Annotated in this window: 19 protein-coding genes and 3 pseudogenes; 6 read left to right on the top strand and 16 right to left on the bottom strand. The window is 64.8% G+C overall.

The window, feature by feature from the left end; translation table 11 throughout:
- Nucleotides 1–74: 74 nt before the first annotated feature.
- Genes VFW69_RS13315 through VFW69_RS13300 form a run of 4 tightly spaced genes read right to left on the bottom strand, consistent with a single transcriptional unit; the run spans nucleotide 75 to nucleotide 4056 of the window.
- On the bottom strand, nucleotides 75–1115 hold the full coding sequence (locus VFW69_RS13315; protein ID WP_526501962.1) for a CaiB/BaiF CoA transferase family protein: 1041 nt from the start codon (nucleotides 1113–1115) through the stop codon (nucleotides 75–77).
- Nucleotides 1112–2068: an LLM class F420-dependent oxidoreductase gene (locus VFW69_RS13310; protein WP_526501960.1), complete on the bottom strand. Its 957-nt coding sequence runs from the start codon at nucleotides 2066–2068 to the stop codon at nucleotides 1112–1114. The genes VFW69_RS13315 and VFW69_RS13310 overlap by 4 nt, the downstream gene beginning before the upstream one ends.
- Entirely contained in the window at nucleotides 2053–2478 is a 426-nt protein-coding gene (locus tag VFW69_RS13305) for a methylmalonyl-CoA mutase C-terminal domain-containing protein (protein ID WP_526501958.1), read from the bottom strand. Before VFW69_RS13305 ends, VFW69_RS13310 begins: the two co-directional genes overlap by 16 nt.
- The gene (locus VFW69_RS13300) at nucleotides 2479–4056 is read right to left on the bottom strand and encodes a methylmalonyl-CoA mutase family protein (protein ID WP_526501956.1); all 1578 of its coding nucleotides are present in this window, start codon (nucleotides 4054–4056) and stop codon (nucleotides 2479–2481) included.
- A 70-nt stretch (nucleotides 4057–4126) separates the two neighbouring features.
- Between VFW69_RS13300 and VFW69_RS13295 the strand changes: the two genes are divergently transcribed.
- Entirely contained in the window at nucleotides 4127–4951 is an 825-nt protein-coding gene (locus VFW69_RS13295) for an SDR family oxidoreductase (protein WP_526501954.1), read from the top strand.
- Nucleotides 4952–4956: 5 nt separating this feature from the next.
- Here the strand turns inward: VFW69_RS13295 and VFW69_RS13290 are convergent, their stop codons facing one another.
- The 4 genes from VFW69_RS13290 to VFW69_RS13275 form a co-directional block, all read right to left on the bottom strand.
- Entirely contained in the window at nucleotides 4957–5769 is an 813-nt protein-coding gene (locus VFW69_RS13290; RefSeq protein ID WP_526501952.1) for a class I SAM-dependent methyltransferase, read from the bottom strand.
- 85 nt (nucleotides 5770–5854) lie between these two features.
- Entirely contained in the window at nucleotides 5855–6553 is a 699-nt protein-coding gene (locus tag VFW69_RS13285) for a M15 family metallopeptidase (protein ID WP_526501950.1), read from the bottom strand.
- A 139-nt stretch (nucleotides 6554–6692) separates the two neighbouring features.
- Nucleotides 6693–6896 carry a cold-shock protein gene (locus tag VFW69_RS13280; protein WP_406814079.1) on the bottom strand — a complete coding sequence of 68 codons (204 nt, stop codon included), beginning with the start codon at nucleotides 6894–6896 and terminating at the stop codon, nucleotides 6693–6695.
- A gap of 645 nt (nucleotides 6897–7541) precedes the next feature.
- A complete protein-coding gene (locus tag VFW69_RS13275) occupies nucleotides 7542–7775 on the bottom strand; it encodes a hypothetical protein (protein WP_526501947.1) in 234 nt (77 codons plus the stop codon).
- A 504-nt stretch (nucleotides 7776–8279) separates the two neighbouring features.
- Here VFW69_RS13275 and VFW69_RS13270 point away from each other — a divergent pair.
- A complete protein-coding gene (locus tag VFW69_RS13270; RefSeq protein ID WP_526501945.1) occupies nucleotides 8280–8729 on the top strand; it encodes a DUF5994 family protein in 450 nt (149 codons plus the stop codon).
- A 230-nt stretch (nucleotides 8730–8959) separates the two neighbouring features.
- Here the strand turns inward: VFW69_RS13270 and VFW69_RS13265 are convergent.
- Nucleotides 8960–9298: pseudogene (locus tag VFW69_RS13265) on the bottom strand (cytochrome P450); the annotation flags it as partial.
- A 407-nt stretch (nucleotides 9299–9705) separates the two neighbouring features.
- Between VFW69_RS13265 and VFW69_RS13260 the strand changes: the two are divergent.
- From VFW69_RS13260 to VFW69_RS13250, 3 genes and pseudogenes are all read left to right on the top strand, one after another.
- Nucleotides 9706–11085 (top strand): TIGR00366 family protein, encoded by a 1380-nt coding sequence (locus tag VFW69_RS13260; protein ID WP_526501984.1) that lies wholly within the window; start codon nucleotides 9706–9708, stop codon nucleotides 11083–11085.
- A gap of 56 nt (nucleotides 11086–11141) precedes the next feature.
- A pseudogene (locus tag VFW69_RS13255) lies at nucleotides 11142–11375 on the top strand (DUF5994 family protein); the annotation flags it as partial.
- 669 nt (nucleotides 11376–12044) lie between these two features.
- On the top strand, nucleotides 12045–12848 hold the full coding sequence (locus VFW69_RS13250) for a transglutaminase-like domain-containing protein (RefSeq protein WP_526501943.1): 804 nt from the start codon (nucleotides 12045–12047) through the stop codon (nucleotides 12846–12848).
- Nucleotides 12849–13020: 172 nt separating this feature from the next.
- On the opposite strand, the gene VFW69_RS13245 is transcribed toward VFW69_RS13250, so the two are convergent.
- On the bottom strand, nucleotides 13021–13158 hold the full coding sequence (locus tag VFW69_RS13245) for a hypothetical protein (protein ID WP_526501941.1): 138 nt from the start codon (nucleotides 13156–13158) through the stop codon (nucleotides 13021–13023).
- Nucleotides 13159–13312: 154 nt separating this feature from the next.
- Entirely contained in the window at nucleotides 13313–14947 is a 1635-nt protein-coding gene (locus VFW69_RS13240; RefSeq protein ID WP_526501939.1) for a fatty acyl-AMP ligase, read from the bottom strand.
- 492 nt (nucleotides 14948–15439) lie between these two features.
- Here VFW69_RS13240 and VFW69_RS13235 point away from each other — a divergent pair.
- A pseudogene (locus tag VFW69_RS13235) lies at nucleotides 15440–15790 on the top strand (site-specific integrase); the annotation flags it as partial.
- 350 nt (nucleotides 15791–16140) lie between these two features.
- On the opposite strand, the gene VFW69_RS13230 reads toward VFW69_RS13235, so the two are convergent.
- From VFW69_RS13230 to VFW69_RS13210, 5 genes are read right to left on the bottom strand one after another with little or no spacing between them, the layout of a single operon-like run.
- Complete coding sequence (locus VFW69_RS13230) at nucleotides 16141–16554, bottom strand: Fur family transcriptional regulator (RefSeq protein WP_526501937.1); 414 nt, start codon at nucleotides 16552–16554, stop codon at nucleotides 16141–16143.
- Nucleotides 16555–16579: 25 nt separating this feature from the next.
- Entirely contained in the window at nucleotides 16580–17470 is an 891-nt protein-coding gene (locus VFW69_RS13225; RefSeq protein ID WP_526501935.1) for a metal ABC transporter permease, read from the bottom strand.
- Entirely contained in the window at nucleotides 17467–18384 is a 918-nt protein-coding gene (locus VFW69_RS13220) for a metal ABC transporter permease (protein WP_526501933.1), read from the bottom strand. The genes VFW69_RS13225 and VFW69_RS13220 overlap by 4 nt, the downstream gene beginning before the upstream one ends.
- On the bottom strand, nucleotides 18381–19265 hold the full coding sequence (locus VFW69_RS13215) for a metal ABC transporter ATP-binding protein (RefSeq protein WP_526501931.1): 885 nt from the start codon (nucleotides 19263–19265) through the stop codon (nucleotides 18381–18383). The genes VFW69_RS13220 and VFW69_RS13215 overlap by 4 nt, the downstream gene beginning before the upstream one ends.
- Nucleotides 19266–20069 carry a metal ABC transporter solute-binding protein, Zn/Mn family gene (locus VFW69_RS13210; protein ID WP_526501929.1) on the bottom strand — a complete coding sequence of 268 codons (804 nt, stop codon included), beginning with the start codon at nucleotides 20067–20069 and terminating at the stop codon, nucleotides 19266–19268. It abuts the gene before it with no gap.
- Nucleotides 20070–20108: the final 39 nt, after the last annotated feature.

The following is a 20108-nucleotide window of genomic DNA, read 5'->3' as shown; positions in this document are numbered from 1 at the left end:
CGTAAGGCCTCGAACGTGAAGTTAGTTTCACGCTGGAGGTCGAACGTGAAGTTAGTTTCACACTCGCGTGGTGACTAGTCCTGCGACAACGCGGGCGGCGGCCGGTACTGCGGCTCATACCCGGAGACGTGGATGGGGCTTCCGACCAAACGGAATTCGCCCGCTGTCACAATCACCTCCGGTGTCGCCTCGAGCGCGTCGGGCAGGGTCCGGACGGCTGCGACCGGAACTCCGAGCGGGCGCAGTCGCTGCTCCCACCCGACGGCGCTGTCGGTGGCCAGCATCGCCGTGACGACCGCCAGCACTTCGTCGCGGCGTGCGACTCGCTCGGCCATCGTTTCGAAACCCCCGATGCCCGCTTCCGCGGCGAACGACTTCCAGAAGCCGTCGTGCGTGATGAACAGGGCCAGATATCCCTCGGCGGTCGGAAAGAGCTGAGCCGGAACGTAATACGAGTGCGCCCCATAGGGGCGGCGCTGCGGCTCGACGCCACCGTTGAGATAGGCGGAGGCGTGGTAATTCAGCTGGGACAGCATGACGTCGCGCAGCGACACATCCACCTGGCCGCCGGTGCCGGAAATGATTTTGGCCAACAGCCCCAGGGCCGCGGTCATTCCGGTGGAGTTGTCGGCCGACGAGTAGCCGGGCAGCGTCGGCGGACCGTCCGGGTCACCGGTCAACGCGGCGGTACCGACGCCCGCCTGCACCACGTAGTCGAAGGCCGGATCGTCGCCGCCGTACAGACCGAAGCCGGTGATCGCCACGCAGACAATCCGCTCGTTGTGCGGTCGCAACGCGTCGTAGGTCAGACCGAGCCGGCGGATGGCAGACGGCTTCAGGTTCACCAGCAGCGCGTGCGATTCGGTGACCAGTTCGCCCAATCGCTGCTGTCCCGCACCGGAATTGAGGTCAAGCGTGATGCTGGACTTGTTCCGGTTGAGGCTGGCGAAATAGGTGGCTCCGACGCTGCGGGAGATCTCGCCGCCGGCCGGTTCGATCTTGGTGACCTCGGCACCGAGATCGGCGAGCAGCATGGTCGCGTACGGACCCGCCAGCATGGTGCCGACCTCCAGGATGCGTATCCCGGCCAGCGGTCCGATGTTGCTTGCGGTCAACGCAATTCCGCGGCGAGTGAGGCGATCATCTCTCGGGTGCGCCGCTTGGAAGCGACCAGCTCATCACGGTTGTCACCAATGGGCAGCAGCCGCACCGACAGATCCGTCACGCCCGCATCGGCGAAGCGGCGCATCCGGGCCAGGATCGCCTCCTCGTCACCGGCTGCACACAGATCACCGACATCGCGGGCATCGCCGCGGTCGAGCAGGCGCTGATAGTTCGGCGACACCTCGGCCTCACCCAGGATGCGGTTGGCCCGCTCCTTGGCCGCGTCGACTTGCCCAGGCGCACAAAGGCATACTGGGATCCCCGCGACGATCCGCGGCGCGGGACGACCGGCGTCCGCGGCGGCCTTAGTGATCTTCGGTGCGATGTGATCGCCGATCGCGCGCTCGTCGGCCATCCACAGCACGGTGCCGTTGGCGAGTTCGCCGGCAATCTGCAGCATTACCGGCCCTAAAGCGGCGACGAGCACCGGCATCGGTGTATCGGCCCCGATCGCCAGCGGATTGTGCACTGTGAACGAATCGTTCTCGACATCAATCGATCCCGGCCCCGCAACGGCGGCGTTGAGCACTTCGAGGTAGTCGCGGGTGTAGCCGGCCGGCTTCTCGTACGGCAAGCCGAGCATGTCCCGGATGATCCAGTGGTGCGACGGCCCGACGCCCAGCGCCAGCCGCCCATCGGCCACCGCATGCGTCGAGAGCGCCTGGCGGGCAAGGGCAACGGGGTGCTGCGCCTGCAGCGGCACCACGGCGGTCCCCAGCTCGATGCGCGAGCTGTGGGCTGCCATCAGCGACACCATGGTCAGACAGTCGAAGTCGTTGGGCACCTGCGGCATCCAGGCGGTGTCCAGGCCCGCGGATTCGGCCCATTCGATGTCCGAGGCCAGCTTGTCCACCTTGCGGGCCATGTCGCCACGCTCGGCGCCGATCATTACTCCGACGCGCATGGTTCCTCCGAGACTGCTTCCGGCGTTCCGGTCAATGCGCGGATGTCGCGCACCAAGTTGTCCAGCGGTGTGCCGGTAGGGAATACGGCGGCGGCACCGGCAGAGAGCAGCTTGGGGACGTCGGCGTGCGGGATGGTGCCCCCGACAACGACGGCGATGTCGGCGGCATCGGCGGCGCGCAGCGCTTCCACGGTGCGCGCGGTGAGTGCCAGGTGCGCACCCGACAGGATGCTCAACCCCACTACCGCCACGTCTTCCTGGACGGCGATCGAGGCGATGTCTTCGATGCGCTGGCGGATGCCGGTGTAGATGACCTCGAACCCGGCGTCACGCAGGGTGCGGGCGACGATCTTGGCGCCGCGGTCATGCCCGTCCAAGCCGGGTTTGGCAACAAGAACGCGGACCGCCATCTAGAACACCACCGGTTGCTGGAATTCGCCCCACACGGCTTTGAGGGCGGCGACCATTTCCCCGACCGTGCAGTACGCGTTGGCGCAGTCGATCAGCTTGTGCATCAGATTGTCGTTTCCTTCGGCGGCACTCGAGAGCGCCGCAAGGGTGGCTTTCACGGCGGCCGAATCCCTTTCGGCCTTGACTTTGGACAGCCGCTTGAGCTGTAGATCGCGTCCTTCGGCGTCGAGTTCATAGGTGACGACGTCGTGTGCCGGCTCCTCCGTCACGAACCGGTTGACCCCGACGACGGGGCGAGCGCCGGCTTCAACATCCTGATGCATGTTGAAGGCTTCGTCGGCGATCAGGCCCTGCAGGTAGCCATCCTCAATGGCCTGCACCATCCCGCCGTGTCGCTCGAGGTCGGACATGATCTCGATGATGCGCTCCTCGGTGGCATCGGTGAGCGCCTCCACGAAGTACGAGCCGCCCAGCGGGTCGGCGACGCTGGCCACGCCGGTTTCGTGCGCGAGGATCTGTTGGGTGCGCAGCGCCAGTGTGGTGGTCTCCTCGGTGGGCAGGGCGAACGGCTCGTCCCAGGCCGCCGTGAACATCGACTGGACACCGCCAAGCACCGCGGCCATCGCCTCGTAGGCCACCCGGACGATGTTGTTGTGCGCCTGCGGCGCGTATAGGGATGCGCCACCACAGACGCAGCCGAAGCGGAACATCGCCGCCTTCGCTGTTTTCGCCCCGTAGCGCTCCTGCACGATGGTCGCCCAACGCCGGCGCCCGGCACGGTATTTGGCGATCTCCTCGAAGAAGTCGCCGTGGGTGTAGAAGAAGAACGAGATCTGCGGTGCGAATTGGTCGATGGTCATGCGGCCACGCTCTACCACGGTGTCGCAATAGGTCACCCCGTCGGCCAGGGTGAACGCCATCTCCTGCACCGCGTTGGCCCCCGCATCCCGGAAGTGCGCCCCGGCCACCGAAATCGCGTTGAACCGGGGAACCTCGGCCGCGCAGAACTCGATGGTGTCGGCGATCAGTCGCAGCGACGGCTCCGGCGGCCAGATCCAAGTGCCGCGCGACGCGTACTCCTTGAGAATGTCGTTCTGGATGGTCCCGGTGAGCTTGGCCCGCGGTATCCCTTTTTTCTCGGCGGCGGCGACGTAGAACGCCAGCAGGATCGCCGCCGTCCCGTTGATCGTCATGCTTGTGCTGAGCTTGTCCAACGGGATGCCGTCGAACAGAATCTCGAAATCGGCCAGAGTGTCCACCGCGACGCCGACCCGGCCGACCTCCTCGCCGAACTCAGGGTCGTCGGAGTCGTAGCCGCATTGGGTAGGCAGGTCGAGCGCCACGGACAGCCCCGTGCCGCCCTGCTCCAGCAGGTAGCGGTAGCGGCGGTTGGATTCCTCCGCGGTGCCGAATCCGGAGTACTGCCGGAAGGTCCAGAGCTTGCCGCGATAGCCGGACGCGAAGTTACCCCGGGTGAACGGGAACTCCCCCGGCTGCCGAGGCTCCGCGCGTACATCCGCCGGTCCGTATACGGGCTGCAGCGGGATACCAGACGGAGTGTGGGCCGTATTATCCATCGGTGAATAACGTACTTGCAAAAAAAGAGAATGCCAATACCATCCGTTTGACCAGGTAAAAGGAGGCTCAGTGCCCAACGCATCGCTCGTCGATCGCACCGTCGTCATCTCCGGTGGCAGCCGCGGAATCGGTCTCGCGATCGGAATCGGCGCGGCCAGGCAGGGCGCCAATGTGGTGCTGCTTGCCAAGACCGACACCCCCCATCCCCGTCTGCCCGGGACGGTGCACACCGCCGCCGCCGAGGTCGAGGCCGCCGGTGGCAAGGCGCTCGCGGTCGTCGGTGACGTCCGCCGCGAAGAGGATGTGCAACGGGTGGTCGATGCGGCGGTGCAGCGATTCGGCGGCGTCGACGTCTGCGTCAACAACGCCAGCGCCATCGCGGTGGAGCCGACCGCCGAGTTATCGGCCAAGAAGTACGACCTGATGCAGGAGATCAACCTCCGCGGCACCTTCCTGCTGACCAGGGCGTGCGTGCCGCACCTGGACAAGTCCGCCAACCCGCACGTACTGACCATCTCGCCACCGGTGAACATGAACCCGCGGTGGCTGGGCGCCCACCCCGCCTACACGCTGTCCAAGTACGGCATGACGCTGCTGTCGCTGGGCTGGGCGGCGGAATTCGCCGACGCCGGGATCGGCGTTAATTGCCTTTGGCCGCAGACGTATATCGCCACCGCGGCGGTGGCGAACATGGCCGACGGAGACAAGCTGGCCGAGTCGTCGCGCGGCCCCGAAATCATGGCCGACGCCGCGGTCGAGATCATCTCTCGTCCCAGCCGGGAAGCCACCGGCAACTGCTACATCGACGCCAATGTTCTGCACTCCGCGGGGGTTTCGGACCTGTCTCGGTACGGCGGTGGCGAGCAACCGATCCCGGACCTGTTTCTCGACTGACTGCCCTATGCGCGGCAGATGATTTCGCCGTGCGGGATGGCGATCCAGCCGTCTGGGACGGCGGCCCATTCTCGCCACGCGGCAGAGATCTCCTCGAGCTGCGCAGTGGTCGCCAGGTCGAGGCTCACCAGGTCACGCGCCACGGTCGAGTGCAGAATGCGGTCGGCCCACATTCCGCCCCACCAGTCGCGCGTCGCGGGCGTGGCATAACACCACAGGCTGCCGGTGGGCGTGATGTCGCCGAATCCCGCTTGCTGCGCCCATGACAGCAGTCGCCGTCCCGCATCCGGTTCGCCGCGGTTGGCCCGCGCGACACGGTGGTAGAGATGTCGCCACAGGTCGAGCGCCGGCAGCTCGGGGTACCAGATGAACCCGGAGTAGTCGGCGTCGCGCGCGGCCACGATGCCGCCCGGCACGCACACCCTCCGCATCTCCCGCAGGGCTGCAACCGGATCGGCGACATGCTGCAGCACCTGATGCGCGTGCACGACATCAAAGGCGCCGTCGGGAAAGTCGAGGTTGTGCACGTCAGCGGTGGCGAACGAGACGTTGGACAGATTGCGTCGCTCAACTTCGGTGCGGGCAACACTGAGCACGTCGGCGACCTGGTCGACGGCGGTGACCGGTCCGGGTGCGACCCGCGCGGCCAGGTCGGCGGTAATGGTGCCGGGTCCGCACCCGACGTCGAGCACGGACAGCCCCGGTTTCAGGTGCGGTAACAGATATGTGGCGGAGTCCTCGGCGGTACGTCGCTGGTGAGAGCGCAACACCGATTCGTGATGCCCGTGCGTATAGGTCGCTCGATATTGGTCGTTCACTGTGGCCCCTTGGTTACCGCGTCTGGTCTGGCAGCTTACGTGCGGCAGCCACATTATGAAATTAACGTCTCATATTTTGAGACACCTAGTCGACGGGCACGTTAAGAATCGGTTGGTCGACACCGGCTCCCGGGCCGTCGAAATGCCACCACTCGCCCGAATACACCTTCAACCCGCCATAGTTCATGGCCGACCGCAGCGCCGCCCGGTTTGCCACAGCGTCGGCACTGATGCCCTGCGTGTTGAAAGCGGTTGCCCGAGAAGTGAAGTCGTCGAAGTCGGTACCCATGTCGGCCAGACAAAGTCCGCTCGCGTGTAGCCCGGACGAGCACGGCTGCTGCGTCGTTGTGAACGTTACGTCAACCGAACGCCCCGACTCGTGGCTGTGCGCATACGGGCCTGGGCGTGCCACCCAAGCGGGGTTTGGGACCAGATTGAACATCTTGACCTGAACATCGTGCGGCCGATAGCAGTCCCAGAACACCAGCAGGTGGCCCTGCGGTCGCAGCGCGCCGGCAGCGGCGGCCAGGCCGGGGGCCATCGACTGGTGCACAAGGCATCTGGCGTCGGAGGGATACAGCTGCGTATGGGTGAAATTGTTGGTCGTCGCATAGCGCAGATCGAGCACCGCGTCGGGAACGACGGTGCGGACGTCCACAAACCCGGCCGCTCGTGCGGCGTCGCTCACCGGCGGCACATCCGGGCTGGCGTGCGCGATGAATGCCCAACCCACCGAGACCAGCGCCACCGCTATCGCCAACCTCAGTGCCCAAGCGAGACGCATGCGCTCATCATCCCGGTTGGTACGCCCGGATCGGGTGAATTACTAGGTGATGTCGCAGCCGATGTGGCAAGGGTCCGAAAACACCAGTGGGCTGGTGCGAAGCAACCGCACCAGCCCCACCGTGATGTATGTGAATTTCTTAGACGGCAGTGACTCCTACAGCCTGGGGCCCTTTGGCTCCTTGCTCAACCTCGAACTGAACACGTTGGTTTTCGTCGAGCGAGCGGTAGCCGCTTCCCTGGATCTCAGAGTAGTGGACGAAGAGGTCCTTCGCGCCGTCGTCAGGGGTGATGAAGCCGAAGCCCTTTTCACCGTTGAACCATTTCACAGTTCCCTGTGCCATTTACTTACTTCTCTCATTCAATGCGGATGTACCATACACACCCATGCGGGCTAAGGATAGCACGAGGCCTACTATGTTTTGATAATCGTTGTCGCACCGAGTAATTCAGCATTGTGGGGGTGTATACCGTGGTCACGCCTACCGGTGGTGAACCCGAGCGCCGAGACTGCGACGAAGCCGTCTCCTCAGGTGCGTGCGGAAAGCACGCCAAGGCACCATCTCACCGGTTGCCCCATGCACGGCGCTAGCTGTCTGTACAGTGGAGACAAACCACGTTCTAGTGGTCATCGTGAATCGTGCACGAATTGCGGATGAGATCGCCGTGCGATTCGAACGTCGTCCGACATGAGCTAACAGTGCGTGTCGGCCGAACTCTTCATTCGGAAGGACAGCCTGTGAACAAGTCGAACCTGTTTTCCCATCCCGAGGCACCAACATATGTCGCTTCGGGCGAAACCTCCGGGAAACCGGTCGAGCACCCGACGTTTTCGGATCGGCCCGACGCCGACACCCTCAATTCTGCAACGTGCCGACAGTGATCGGCCTCGGGAGCGCCCTACGCAGCGCCCGGCCCAACCAGCAGCAAGGCCAATTGGTATTACGTTCGTGCGGCGCGAGAGGGTGATGCCCGGAAGTTCGTGGAGTTCAAGTGGATTTGGTGTACCTGCGGACTAGTTCATCTTCTCCGAAAGTACTGGTTCGCTGCTGACCGTTATCGTCTCGGCTGAAAAATGTCCACTGCCCCGGACCACTCTGCGGACCACTGATCATCTTGACCGTCAGGCGCAATTCGGTGGGACGCCGCGTGCCGATGACGTCACCGACCCGGATCTGAGACGGATGGATCTCGATTGCGTCGCACCAGTTCTCTATCGCCATGTAATTCGTCCTCACCTGTTGCCGCAACCCTACCCGCAATCCTGCTCCACAGGGCAGATGGCAGGCGTCGTCCCTGAACCCTTTTGCAGCGCAAGGACTCTGTTGCGTCCTTACAACCGAGAGGTCCCAATCGTTGACGTGGGCCCAGCGCGGCACGCCGGGGCCCCGGGTGCAACTCCCACGATGCCGTCCGAGCAAGCTATGCCGCGCTTGCGCGCTGTCGCTGGTTACCCGACCGTCCGAATGGGCCGCTGGTGGCGTAGCGTCATGTACGAGCCGTTCGTTGTCAGCGGTGTACACGCGATCGCGCGATGGCACCCCCGGGCAATGTGATTCCTCCGCCGGTCCCGCGCCCGTGGGCCCGACGACGCCGAGCGCGAAGGAACCGCCCATGGGTTTCGCAGCCCCCGCTATCGTCCGACACCCAAACACTTTGACGGCCTTTGCGCACAACTGCTCCGCAATGGTTGTCGGTCGCGCGAACTGCAAATTGCGGTACCTGCAATGAACCACGCGCTCAGAACCCGACGCCAAGCCAATCCCATCCGGCTATCGGTATCTCGCGAACTCGGCCGCGGTATCGACGGCGCGTGGTGGCCGCGCGCAGATCGCATCACCAATGAATTGCCCGAGCTTGTTGCGGTCCTGACTCCTTTGCTCGGAGACGTCATATCCATCAACGTCAATTGGTCGTCGCTTCAACGACCGCCCGATCTCAACTGGCCGGGATGGGAAGGCAAACTCCAGCACGTAATGACGGTCAGCGGGGCACATGCGCGCGCTAACCTGCTGATCGTCTCGTACGCGACCCACAGCGCGTTGGCGCTGATGGTGCTGCGCCGTGCCGCAAATCTGCCCATCGAGAGTGTTGACCGCGTCAAACCTGCATTTGTGGCCGCAGACTCGATCCTGCGGGCCGCGCAACAACAACGTGAACGTGCTGTCGGCAACTAGCCGGCATATAGAGCATGGCGGCGCTGGCGCTTCGCAGGTCCAGCAAAAGCCCTAGGCACGGCAGACGGCGGCGACGACGTCACTACCGAAGCGCCGAGATGGGGACGCGTTTCGGCGAGACCATTGATGAACTGGTGGCCATCATCTATCGTCGGGTAGCCGATCGGCTAGCCTCTGGCCGTCGGCTCGAAGGAGCGATGGCGGCCCTTGCGGCACGGGACTAGCGCCCGTCAGTCGGCCTGGGTGAACTCGATATGCAACTCCTTGAGTCCGCGCAGCAAGAACGTGGACTCGTAGCGGTACCCGCGGTTGGACGGCAGGCCGTGCTTGGCCTCGCTGATCGCGATGTCGCGCGTTCGGTCAAGGAGGCGGTTGATGGTGACTTGGCCCTCCACGCGCGCCAGGGGTTCGCCCGCGCAGGTATGAATTCCGCGACCGAAAGCGATGTGCTCGCGGACGTTCTTCCGGTCGGCCTGAAATTCATTGGGGCTCTCGAATTTTCGAGGATTCCGGTTGGCCGCCCCCAGGCAGAGCATGATGACCGTGCCCGCTCCGGTCACGTTGACGCCGGGAGCATGCTCAAGTGGCTGCATCCAAGCGTGCACCCACGCTCAGGCGAGCGCCTCAAACGGTCGATGACGCCGCGAGCGCAAAGGAAGCGGCCCTGCGCAAGGTCTATTACGATCAGCCGATGCGCGCGGTAGAACGCGAGCTGGCCACATAAAACAGAGGGGTCGATCTGCGAACGAGTTCCGCTGGGCGATGGCGATGCGCGGGCTTCGAATACGCACCCCGCGTGCACTAGCGATTCCCGCCGAATCCGCCCCGGTAGCGATCGCCGACGCCGACGCAGAGAGATGGCGAGGGCAAGTCGATGACGACGAGCGAAGACCCCATGGCCACAACCGAGGCGCCTGAGGCCGAGCCCGAACAGTCAAGGCAGTCAGAAGAAGAACGCAAACCCAGACGCCGCGGCATCATCCAAGCGTTCACCGCACTCTGTGTCCGGTATGTCGAACGGCTGATGCCCGACCCCTACCTGTTCGCAGTCATCCTCACCGTCATCGTCGCCGCGCTGGTTGCGCTCTTGGTGCACGGCGCCTCGCCGAGCGGCATGCTCAGGGCATGGTATGGGGGTGTGTGGGGATCGCAGAATATCTTCACTTTCGCCTTCCAGATGGTCTTGATACTCGTGACCGGTTACACGCTCGCCGAGGCGCCGGTTCTGAAGCGGGCCATCGTCTACATCGCGAGTAGGCCGAGGAACCAGGTGCAAGGAGCCCTCCTGTGTTTCGGCTTGAGCGCCGCGCTCTCCCTGCTGAATTGGGGACTCGGGTTGGTGGCCGGTGCGCTGATCGCACGCCAGGTCGCGAAGCGCTTCACCGACACACATTTCGGCTACCTCATCGCGGCGGCGTTCATGGGCTTCATCGTCTGGACGCAGGGACTGTCGTCCTCGATCGCGCTGGCTAACACCGACGACGGCAGCCCAATCAACGTGATCCACAAAATGACTGGCGCCACCGTGCCGCTCAAGCTGACGATCTTCGAGCCCTACAGCTGGCTGTCGGTGATCGTCGTGCTGGCGCTGCTCGCGGTAGCGATCTGGCGCATGCAGCCAACGCAAAGCCTTACGCCCGATCCCGCGGTGTTCGAGGACGAGGACCAGGCCGAGGCCAAGCCCGAGGGCAAGCGATCGTTTGCCGAATGGCTGGAAACCCAGTGGATTCTCAATGTCCTCGTGTTCGCCGCGGGTATTGCCTACTTCTGGCTCAGCGGTTTTGCGCTGAACATCGCGGCGATGATCATGTTGTTCACCATCACGAGTGCGCTGTTGCACCGCACGCCGATCCGGTTCATCCGGGCGTTCACCGGCGCCGCAAAGGTCTCTGGTCCGCTGCTGCTGCAGTACCCGCTCTATGGCGGTCTGGTCGCGCTGCTCGGCTATGCGCCCGCGCAAGCCGGCGGCAAGGCCGTGCCCCTGCAGACGCTGCTGGCCCACGGGCTGGTGAGCGGCGCGACGCAGTACACGCTGCCGTTCCTGACTTTCATCGGCTCGTTGATCATCAGCTTGTTCGTGCCGTCCGGCGGCGGGCATTGGGCCGTGCAGGGCCCGATCGCGGTCGATTCGGCGCGGGCGGTAGGTCAGAGTTCGCCGGCCTACCTGGGGTTGATGTCCATGGCGGTCGCCGTCGGCGAAGGGGTGGCTAACATGATCCAGCCCTTCTGGTTGCTGCCCCTGCTCGCGATCGCGAAACTCAATGTCCGTCAGGTGATGGGCTTCACGATCGTCGCGTTCCTGATCGGGTTGGTGGTGTTGGGTACCACCACTCTGATTGCGCCCTACGTGGTTTGACGGTGCGGCCCTGGTGGCGCGAGCGCCGGTAGCGGTCTTCTACTGGATTCAGCCACCAACCAGCCAACACCCTCGAAGTGCTTGGGGTCGGCCGCGAGAGGATCCTGCTGATGGTGGTGCCTCCGACCACCGATGCAGATATTGCGCATAAGGCGATGATGACGGCGGCGGCGCCGGGCAACGCTTCCACGGTCGGCGACAGGCTCGGGACCGGCGACGGCGGCCAACAACCGCCGGGGGCGTGTTACCGACCGGCATTTCACCGACGCGTCCAAAAGTTTCGACCGTGACAGTCAAAGTGACCTGAAGAGGACCACGAGACGTGGTTTCTCGGGGGGGATCAACGCCACCAGCCGCCCAGGGCAGCGTCTTACCCGACGTTCGCGTGTAGATTGGCTGGTAGGCCATTCGCGTTGGCACGTCGTCCTAGACAGTTTCGTGTAGAGATGACCAGCTCGCGAACGATCGCTCTTCGCTCGACAGACTAACGTTTGAGCCGAAGCCAAACTGATCTGAGAATCCGCATACATGAAACCGTCCGATTTGTTTTCACACCGCTACCAGCCCGAGGTCGTGGCCCCCGCCCGTCGCGATTCAGAACCGGTGCAACTTCCTACTTTCTCCGACCGCCCCGAGAGCGATCCGGCCTCTACGAGGCCAGTGTCGTGGAGGGCTTGAGCGGGACGCGGCGCCGTACTCGAGGCGCTGGGCTCGATTCAACACGGCAGTTCGGGGCCTTATATCGACGGCGTCCGGTGACCCGACACTGGCGACGTGGCATGTGAAGCGCCGGACGGCATCGTTCCCAACGTTGTCTATTCCTGCGGTGCACTCGCGCACGTGGGACGCTGGTGGTGCCGTACGGAATGGGCGATGCTGCATCGGCGTCGCGGAAACGCCGCTGAGCGAGCAGCTGGGCCGCGATCGAGGCCTGACTGTCTGGCGATGGGGAGGGGAAGATGAGACGAGAGGTCGCCGCTGAACTCGAGGTCGAGGTGACCGCGGCGACGACTCTGGAATTCCAGATCGCCGTCGCACCGCATCCCAAAGCCGAGGTATCCGAGTCGTTGTCATTTGTGTTAGACGGAACGCCACTGCAGCCGTTGGAGATCAGTGGTATGCACGGTAACCGTATCCACAAGTTGGACGTTCCGGTAGGTAACCTCAAGGTCGACTACGGCGCGACGATCGTGGGCCAAACCGATCCGGCACCGGTGACCGAGTACGACCTATCGATGTACCTTCGTCCGAGCCGCTACGCCGAGTCCGACAAGTTCTTCGGCTTCGCCGCAACCGAATTCGGGAACTACCTCGATTCGACGGCTCTGTTGGAGAGGGTTTCGCTTTGGGTCGGCAGCCGGCTGAACTATGTACCAGGCTCGAGTGATCCCATCGATGGAGCAGTGGATACCTTGCTCTCCGGTGCCGGCGTCTGTCGAGACTTCGCGCATCTTGTGGTGGCGCTGTTGCGGGCCGTCAAGGTGCCTGCCCGTGTTGTTTCGGTGTATGCGCCCGGCTTGTACCCGATGGACTTTCATGCGGTAGCCGAGGCTTTCGTAGAGGGGCACTGGCGAGTTGTCGACGGCACGCTCTCGGCGCCGAGGCAAACCCTGGTGCGCATCGCCACCGGACGCGATGCCGCCGACACCGCTTTCCTCGACAACCACAACGGCGCGATCACACTGGACAAACTGGTGGTGACGGCCGTGGTCGACGGCGACCTGCCCAGGGACGCGATCGACCAGCTGGCATCGATCAGGTGAAGCCGGCCGCGCCCAACGAGTTTGACGTGAGCGCCAAGTCGGACCCATAGCCATGGGCAAAGATCCGCGGCCGGACCCGGCGATCGATCCTGCTGAAGTACGCCGGGTGGATAGCCAACCTTCGCTCGGTCTCCTCGCGGGTAAGCTAGGGTCCTAGGAAAGCTGTTGCGCCTCAGCGCTTCTTGTCATTAAGCAAGGCCTCGGCGGATGAGACACGAGCCGCTGTCTTGGCGTTTTTGGCGGCACGCTTCTCTTTCAGAGATTTTCCGGACTTCTTGGCCATAGTTTGCCGAGGAGATTTGTCAGACATGGCTGGCCCCTTGATCATGGGGGCCTTGGATGGTCCCGATGCCCCGACCTTACGCCCCGGTGTCCAACGCCGGGATCTAGATGCAACCAACACACGCTCGACGCACTACGCCGTCGGGGCGCCGAGACACTCGCCCTCAGCCGACGAGGCCGATTCAGCCGACGAGGCCGAGCGCGTGAGCGCGCCGCAGCTTGCCCGACGGGGTTTTCGGGATCATCCCGGGCTGAAGCACCACCACGTTGCGGGGCCGGACATCGACCTCGGCGAACACCTCGTGCGCCACCTGACGCTCGATGCGCCGCGCCTGCGCCGGGTCGTCGTACTCCTTGGATTCCACCGCCACCGCGAACGTCTCCCGCGACTGCCCGGCGTCGAGTCGCACCGCGACCGAACAGCCCGGCCGCACCCCCGTCACACGGCAGGCGGCGCGCTCGATGTCGGTCGGGTAGATGTTGCGGCCCGCCATGATGATCACGTCCTTGAGCCGCCCGCACACCACGACATTGCCTGCCTCGGTGAGATAGCCCAGGTCGCCGGTGTCATACCAGCCCCGTTCGTCCTGCGCCACGATGAACCCGGCCGCGGTGGTGTAGCCGTTGGTCACCGGTTCGCCGCGTACCTCGATGACGCCGACGCCACGCGGCGGCATCAGGCTCCCTTCCTCGTCGATGACGCGCAGCTCCAGGCCTTCCAGCGGCCGGCCCAGCGAGACCAGCCGCCGGGTATGTCCCCTGCTCGCCGGGACGGCGCGGTGCAGTAGGGCCAGCAGGTCGGCGTCCACCTCGTCGACGACCATGCCCCCGCCGCACGCGGAGAACGACACCGCCACCGTCGTCTCGGCCATGCCGTAGGCGGGGATGATCGCCTCGGGCTTGAGCCCGAACGGCGCCCCGGCGTCGCAGAGGTCCTCGACGTCGAGCGGGTCCACCTGTTCGGCGCCCGAGAGCGCCCACCGCAGCGAGGACAGGTCGAAATCCCCGGGTGTGGCCTGTCTGCGCAACCGCTTGGCGAACAGGTTGTAGGCGAAGTTCGGCGCCGCCGTCATTGTTCCCTTGTATTTGTCAATCAGCCTGGCCCACAACAACGTATCGTTCAGGAAGTCCATCGGCGTGACCTTCACCAGCTCGGCGCCGACATACATCGGCACCGTCAGGTAGCCGGTCATGCCCATGTCGTGGAAGCACGGCAGCCAGCTCACGATCACATCGATATCGATGTCGAAGTTGCAGCCGACCATCATGGCTTCGGCGTTGGCGACAATGTTGGCGTGCGTGATCTGAACGGCCTTGGGCGTCCCCGTCGAGCCCGATGTCAGCTGCAGCAGCGCCACGTCGTCGTCGCAGGTGTCGACGGGCCCGACCGGGGCGTTCGCGAGCAGCGTCTCGACAGTCAGCACCGTCATACCGAGCCCCGACAGCACCGGCGCGGCGGCCATGAACGGCTCGGAGATGACGACGGCTTTCGCCGCCAACATGCTGATGACGCCGGTGGTCTCGTCGGCCCAACGCACCAGGTCGGTGCGGGGAGTGGGCTGATGCAACATGGTCAGGCTGGCGCCGCGCATCCAGATGCCTTGTGCGGTCGGCGCGATCTCGACCGGTGCGCCGGCCAGCACCGCGACGGCGTCACCGTGTCCGATGCCCGCCGCGGCCAGCCCACCCGCCACCCGGCGGCCCCGCTCGTGCACCTGGGCCCAGGTATGCCGGGCGGGCGCATGCGGCTCCCCGGTAACCATCCCCTTGAGGCTCCACCGGGCGTTGTGGTACATCGTCTCGGTAAATCGGCTCACGGCAATCCCCTTGGCCTACACGAACTTACGATGTGCATTTGGTGTGTGCGTCACCGGCGCGTATATGCAGGCGCGCCAGCAATTTCGGGAGCCGCTGGGGGCTCCGCCGTCGTCGAGCACTGTGGTGTAGACGATGACTGCAGGAGTGCGTAAAACCTTCGTATTCACCCCAGATGCTCCCGTCGCTCCGGCATGAAGCGACACGTCGTGCGTGTCAGACAGGCTAACTGTACAGACCCGATGCGCTGCGAGCGCCAAGCACGCCGAGCGCGGCATAAATCGTGACAATCGCCGCTGAACCCGATGCCGCAAAGGGAAGGTCAGCGGCGCGCTGAGCAAATGACACGGCTCGTACCATCACGGCTCAGGAGGCCACGATGCGACACGGTCGTGAGAAGCTTGACGCTTAACCACTCACCCTTGCACTCACATCGCTGAACTGGCGAAGTATCTTCTGCCGCAAGATCATTGGGATACACCCCCGGACACCACCTAGTGACGCGCCGGCTCTACGTCCGCCAAGCGGCGCCGGAAGTGGATGGACGGATCGTCGTCGGACCGCCAAAAGGCACGCTCCGCCGTCCGGACCGTTCCACTCCCCAGATCGTCATAGATGCACTCAAGCCACGAATTGCCGGCCGTGCACCCAGCGAACGAGTGGTCACCTCATCGAACGGTGGCTTTCTCAGGTCGAACGACTGGCGTCGCCACGTCCGCTGGTCTCGTGCCTTGTGGACAACTCAACTGGCGCCCTTGACAATTCAGGACCTACGTCATACCTACGCCAGCCTGGCCCGGGCTTCCGGCGCTGACCTTCGCTACACCGCGAATATTCACAGCGATCGCTGTCACCGCGTCCGTGCAGCTCGAGTACTAAAGTGGCCAGGGGCGGGATCGAAACGCCGACCTTCCGCTTTTCAGTCGAGGATTGCCGGAACATCGCAGCAGCTGCCAAAGCGTACGTCTCACAGAGTGTTTGGCTCGCGAGACTCTTCAACAGTTCGCAAGGATTATCGGCGTGTCGCGGGTATTTACGACGAATAACCGTCGGTCGGCCACCCCTAGCGCCCCTCGGAAGACGGCCGTGATCGCGTTCAACGAGTCTCTCGTACGTCGTACCCCTGCTTGCGCGGCACCTCAGCGGTCCCCCCAGTTTGCGGCGGATAGCGGTACGCAGGTGATCTCAACCGCGGTCAGATTTCGGTGCATCGTGGGCAGGTTCCGTAAAAGTCGATCTGGTGTGTGACGTCGGTGTAGCGGTGGTCCTCCGCGAGTTGGCTTGTGAGGTGTTCAAACTCACCGGCGGTGAAGCCGATCGCGCGCCCGCACCGTCGGCACAGTAGGTAGTGGCGGTGCTCGGGTGCGGTGCGCAGCCGGTAAAGCATCTCACCGTCTTCGGCGCGCTGGGTTTCGGTGATTTTCATCTCGGCGAACGTGCGCAGGATCCGGTACACGGTCACCAACCCGATCCGGACGCCGTGGCGTTGACGGAGATCGAGATGGAGTTGTTGGGCACTACGGAAGCGATCGCTGCGACGCAGCAGCTCGAGCACCGCTCGTTGCTGGGCGGTCATTCGTGTCTGGCGTAGCGCCGGCGGCGCGGGCATCGTTGCGCTCCTAGGCTTTCCTGCGTTATTTCGCCGCCACTGCAAGCCGTGGCTCGCGGCCGCGGGCGCTTATCACGGCGGCGATTAGGTAGATCGTGGCGGCGGTGCTCATGATGGTGAAGGTGGCCGGCGCCGCGGGAACGGCGTAGGCGATGATGACGCCAATCCAGATCGCGGCGGTGGCCAAGACCGCCGACAGCCACAACCCGTGCCAGGGCCGGGTCGTCAGACGCGCGGCGGCGGCGGCCGGCGCGGCGAGCAGGCCGAGCATGACCAGCGCGCCGATGATCTGGGTGGCCTCGGCGACGGTGACCCCGACAATGACCAGGAAAAGCGTACTGAGCAGCCGAGTCGGCACGCCGGCGGCATGGGCGACGGCCGGATCGACGGTGGCGAACAGCAGCGGCCGGGCGATCACGACCACCACGACACCCACACCGGCGGCGACCGTGACTGCCAGGGTCCTGGCCTGTTCGTTGATCCCGAAGATGCTGCCGAACAACACGTTTACGTTGGCTGTGCCGTTGTTGCCGCTGCCGTGGGTGGTGTAGTAGGTCAAGAACAGCGCGCCCAACCCGAGTATCCAGGAGAAAAACGAGCCGATCGCGACGTCGTCGGCGCCGCGACGGCTGATCACGCCCAGCGCGACTCCGGCGATCATGGTGGCGGTGAACAACCCGACGCGGGGGTCCAGCCCAGCCACCAGCGCCGCCATGGCGCCGGTATAGGCGATGTGTCCTTGTGCGTCGCCGGCGAATACCTGGCCGCGCAACACCAGGAAGTAGCCGACCAGCCCGCACACCACCGCCACCGCGGTCCCGGCCACCAGCGCGTGGGTGATGAAAGGGTGGCCCAGCATGTTCGCGAAACCGGTCAGCGGCTTCGATGCGCTGGCGCGCCCGTAGACGATCGTCATGCCGCCACCGCGGGGCGAGCCGGAGAGCGCCGTCGATCGATCCGCCGCAGGGTCCGCTCGACGCTTGCTCGGTAGCCGGCGGCCAGCAGATACACGCCAAACGCGAAACTGCTCACCCAGAACCCAATCGGATACGGCGAATAGAACGCACAGCCGATCCCGACCCAGGTCACGGCGACCGCGATGAGGAGCGAGATCGCAATGCCCAGCGCGGGACGGGCAGTGAAGTGGAAAGCGGCCGCAGGCGGGGCCACCAACAGCGCGAACACCAAGAGGCTGCCGGTGATCTGGCTGGCACCGGCCGCGGCGACGCCGAGCACCAGCAGGAACACCCCGGCGACCAGTCGGATCGGGACACCGTTGACGGCGGCGGCATCGGGATCGATCGAGCCCCACAGCAGGGGGCGCCCGATCGCGGCCAACACGATCAGGCACACCGGTGCGGCGATGAGGAGCACGTCAAGCTGCTGGGAGCTGACCCCGGCGATGGTGCCGAACAGCAGGCTGGTCAACCCCGACAGAAATCCGTGATACAGGCTGACGAACAGGAATCCGGTCGCCAGTGCGAGGGCTTGAATCGTGCCGATCCCGGCGGACTCCTCGCTGAAGCCGCCCAACCCGCCCCCCTTGGTCGGCGCGGGCAGTAGCGCGATCACCGCCGCGGCGCCGATGCAGGCCGCGAAGTAGCCGTAACCGGTGGCCACGCCCAGCCAGGCGGCGGCGGCGGCGCCGGGGAAACCGACGACGGCCAGGGTGTGCCCGGCGAAGCTTTCCTTGCGCAGCACCATCACCCAGCCAACAACACCGGCGAGGACGGCGACGACGGTGCCGGCACGCAGCGCGGTGACCATGAACGGGTAGGCCCACATCTGCCGCACATCGGTAATAAGATTCCAGGTCAACTGCGGATTCATTCACGCGCTCCAGCGGTGTGGACGGGAGGAGCGTCGGGCTGGCCGACGACGAACAGGCGCCCGGCCCGGTCATGGAGCACTTCGATCGGGATGCCGTAGAGCGCGCTGAGCTGATCGGCGGTGATCACCGACTCGGGCGTTCCGATCACAGCCGACCCGCGGGCGACGTAAATGACGCGATCCAGGTAGGGCAGGATCGGGTTCACGTCGTGGGCCACCATGACCACCGCGACGCGGTCTCGGCGGCAGATGTCGCTCACCAGGGCGCTGATCCCGGCCTGGCTGGGTACGTCCAGGCTGTCGAGCGGCTCGTCGAGCAACAGCAGTTCAGGCCGGCGAATTAGGGCCTGCGCGATCAGCAGCCGCTGCTGTTCACCACCAGAGCAGCGGCCGATCGGACGAGTCGCAGAGTCAGCGGCGCCGACCACCTCGATCACCTGCTCGAGCCGTCGTCGCCGTTCCGCGAACCGTCGCGGGGCCAGCAGCCGGGTCAGCCACGGCACGGGCGTTCCCCAACGCGCGCCGTCCAATCCCAGGGACACCACATCGATGCCGCGGATGCGCACGCTGGCGTCGAACGCGCGCCGTTGCGGCAGATACCCGATCCGGTTGTTGCGCCGGCCCGGGCGCGCGCCTAGCACCTCAACCATGCCGTCCGACGGTGTCAGCCCCAGCAGCACCTTCAGCAACGTCGATTTTCCGCAGCCGTTAGGTCCGAGCACCGCCACGAACTCCCCCGCGGCGACGTCGAGGGACACATCCGACCAAACCGTCGTCCCGCCCACCACGGCCGAGGCGCCGCGCATCCGGACCGTGAGCCCATCGGCAACCGGCGTCGGGACCGCCTGCTGGCTGGCGTTTCCGGGGACCGTGCTGGTCATCTACTTTCCTGTCGCGGTGTGCAGAGCGTCGGCCAAGCCAGACAGCTGGGTGGATTGCCAATCTTGAAACGACGCGCTCGCCGGCGACAGTGTCTCGGTCACGGTAGTAACTGGAATGCCTTGCTTCTTGGCCGCGTCGACCTGGGCCTGCACATCTGGGCTGTTGTTTTGGCTGTTGAACACATACACCTTGATCGTTTTCGTGGCGATCTGCTGGTCGATGGTCGCCTTGTCCACCGGCGACGGATCGGTGCCCTCACTGATCGCCTTGAGGAATTCCGGCGGCGTGATCAGGTTCAGCCCCAACGCATCCGAGAGCGGGGAGAAGATCGATTCACTGGCACCGACTGGCGTCCCGGCGTACTTGGCTTTGATACTGGCGATGAATCTGCGGTAGTCGGACAGGCCCCGGTTGAGGAACTGCTGGTTCTGCTGGTCGAAATATCCCGAGTCATTCGGGTCGGCTTTCTTGTAGGCGGCGGTGATCGCGTTGGCCACCTTGGCGACCGAGTCGGGCGCATACCACTGGTGCGGGTTGCCGCCCTCGGCAACCCCGACGGTGTCGGCGACACTGACCACTGTGCGCTGCGGTTGCGGGTCGGACGCAAGCATTTTGTCGGCCCAGGCGTCGTAGCCGATGCCGTTTTCGACCACGACCTTCGCGTCCGCAACCATGCGGGTATCAGCGGCCGACGGCTCATAGCTGTGCGGATCGGTGTCGGGATTGGTGACGATGCTGGTCTCCTGCACCCGGTCACCGCCGAGCTGCGAGGCGATGCTGCCCCACGCGTTGATCGTCGCCACAACGGCGAGTTTGGGGCCGGCCCCCGTGCTGCTTGTGCC

It is taken from the genome of Mycobacterium sp. (assembly GCF_036273375.1).
Taxonomy (GTDB): Bacteria; Actinomycetota; Actinomycetes; order Mycobacteriales; family Mycobacteriaceae; genus Mycobacterium.
The sequence above is the reverse complement of the archived record's forward strand: the minus strand, read 5'-3'. Positions and strand labels throughout refer to the sequence as shown.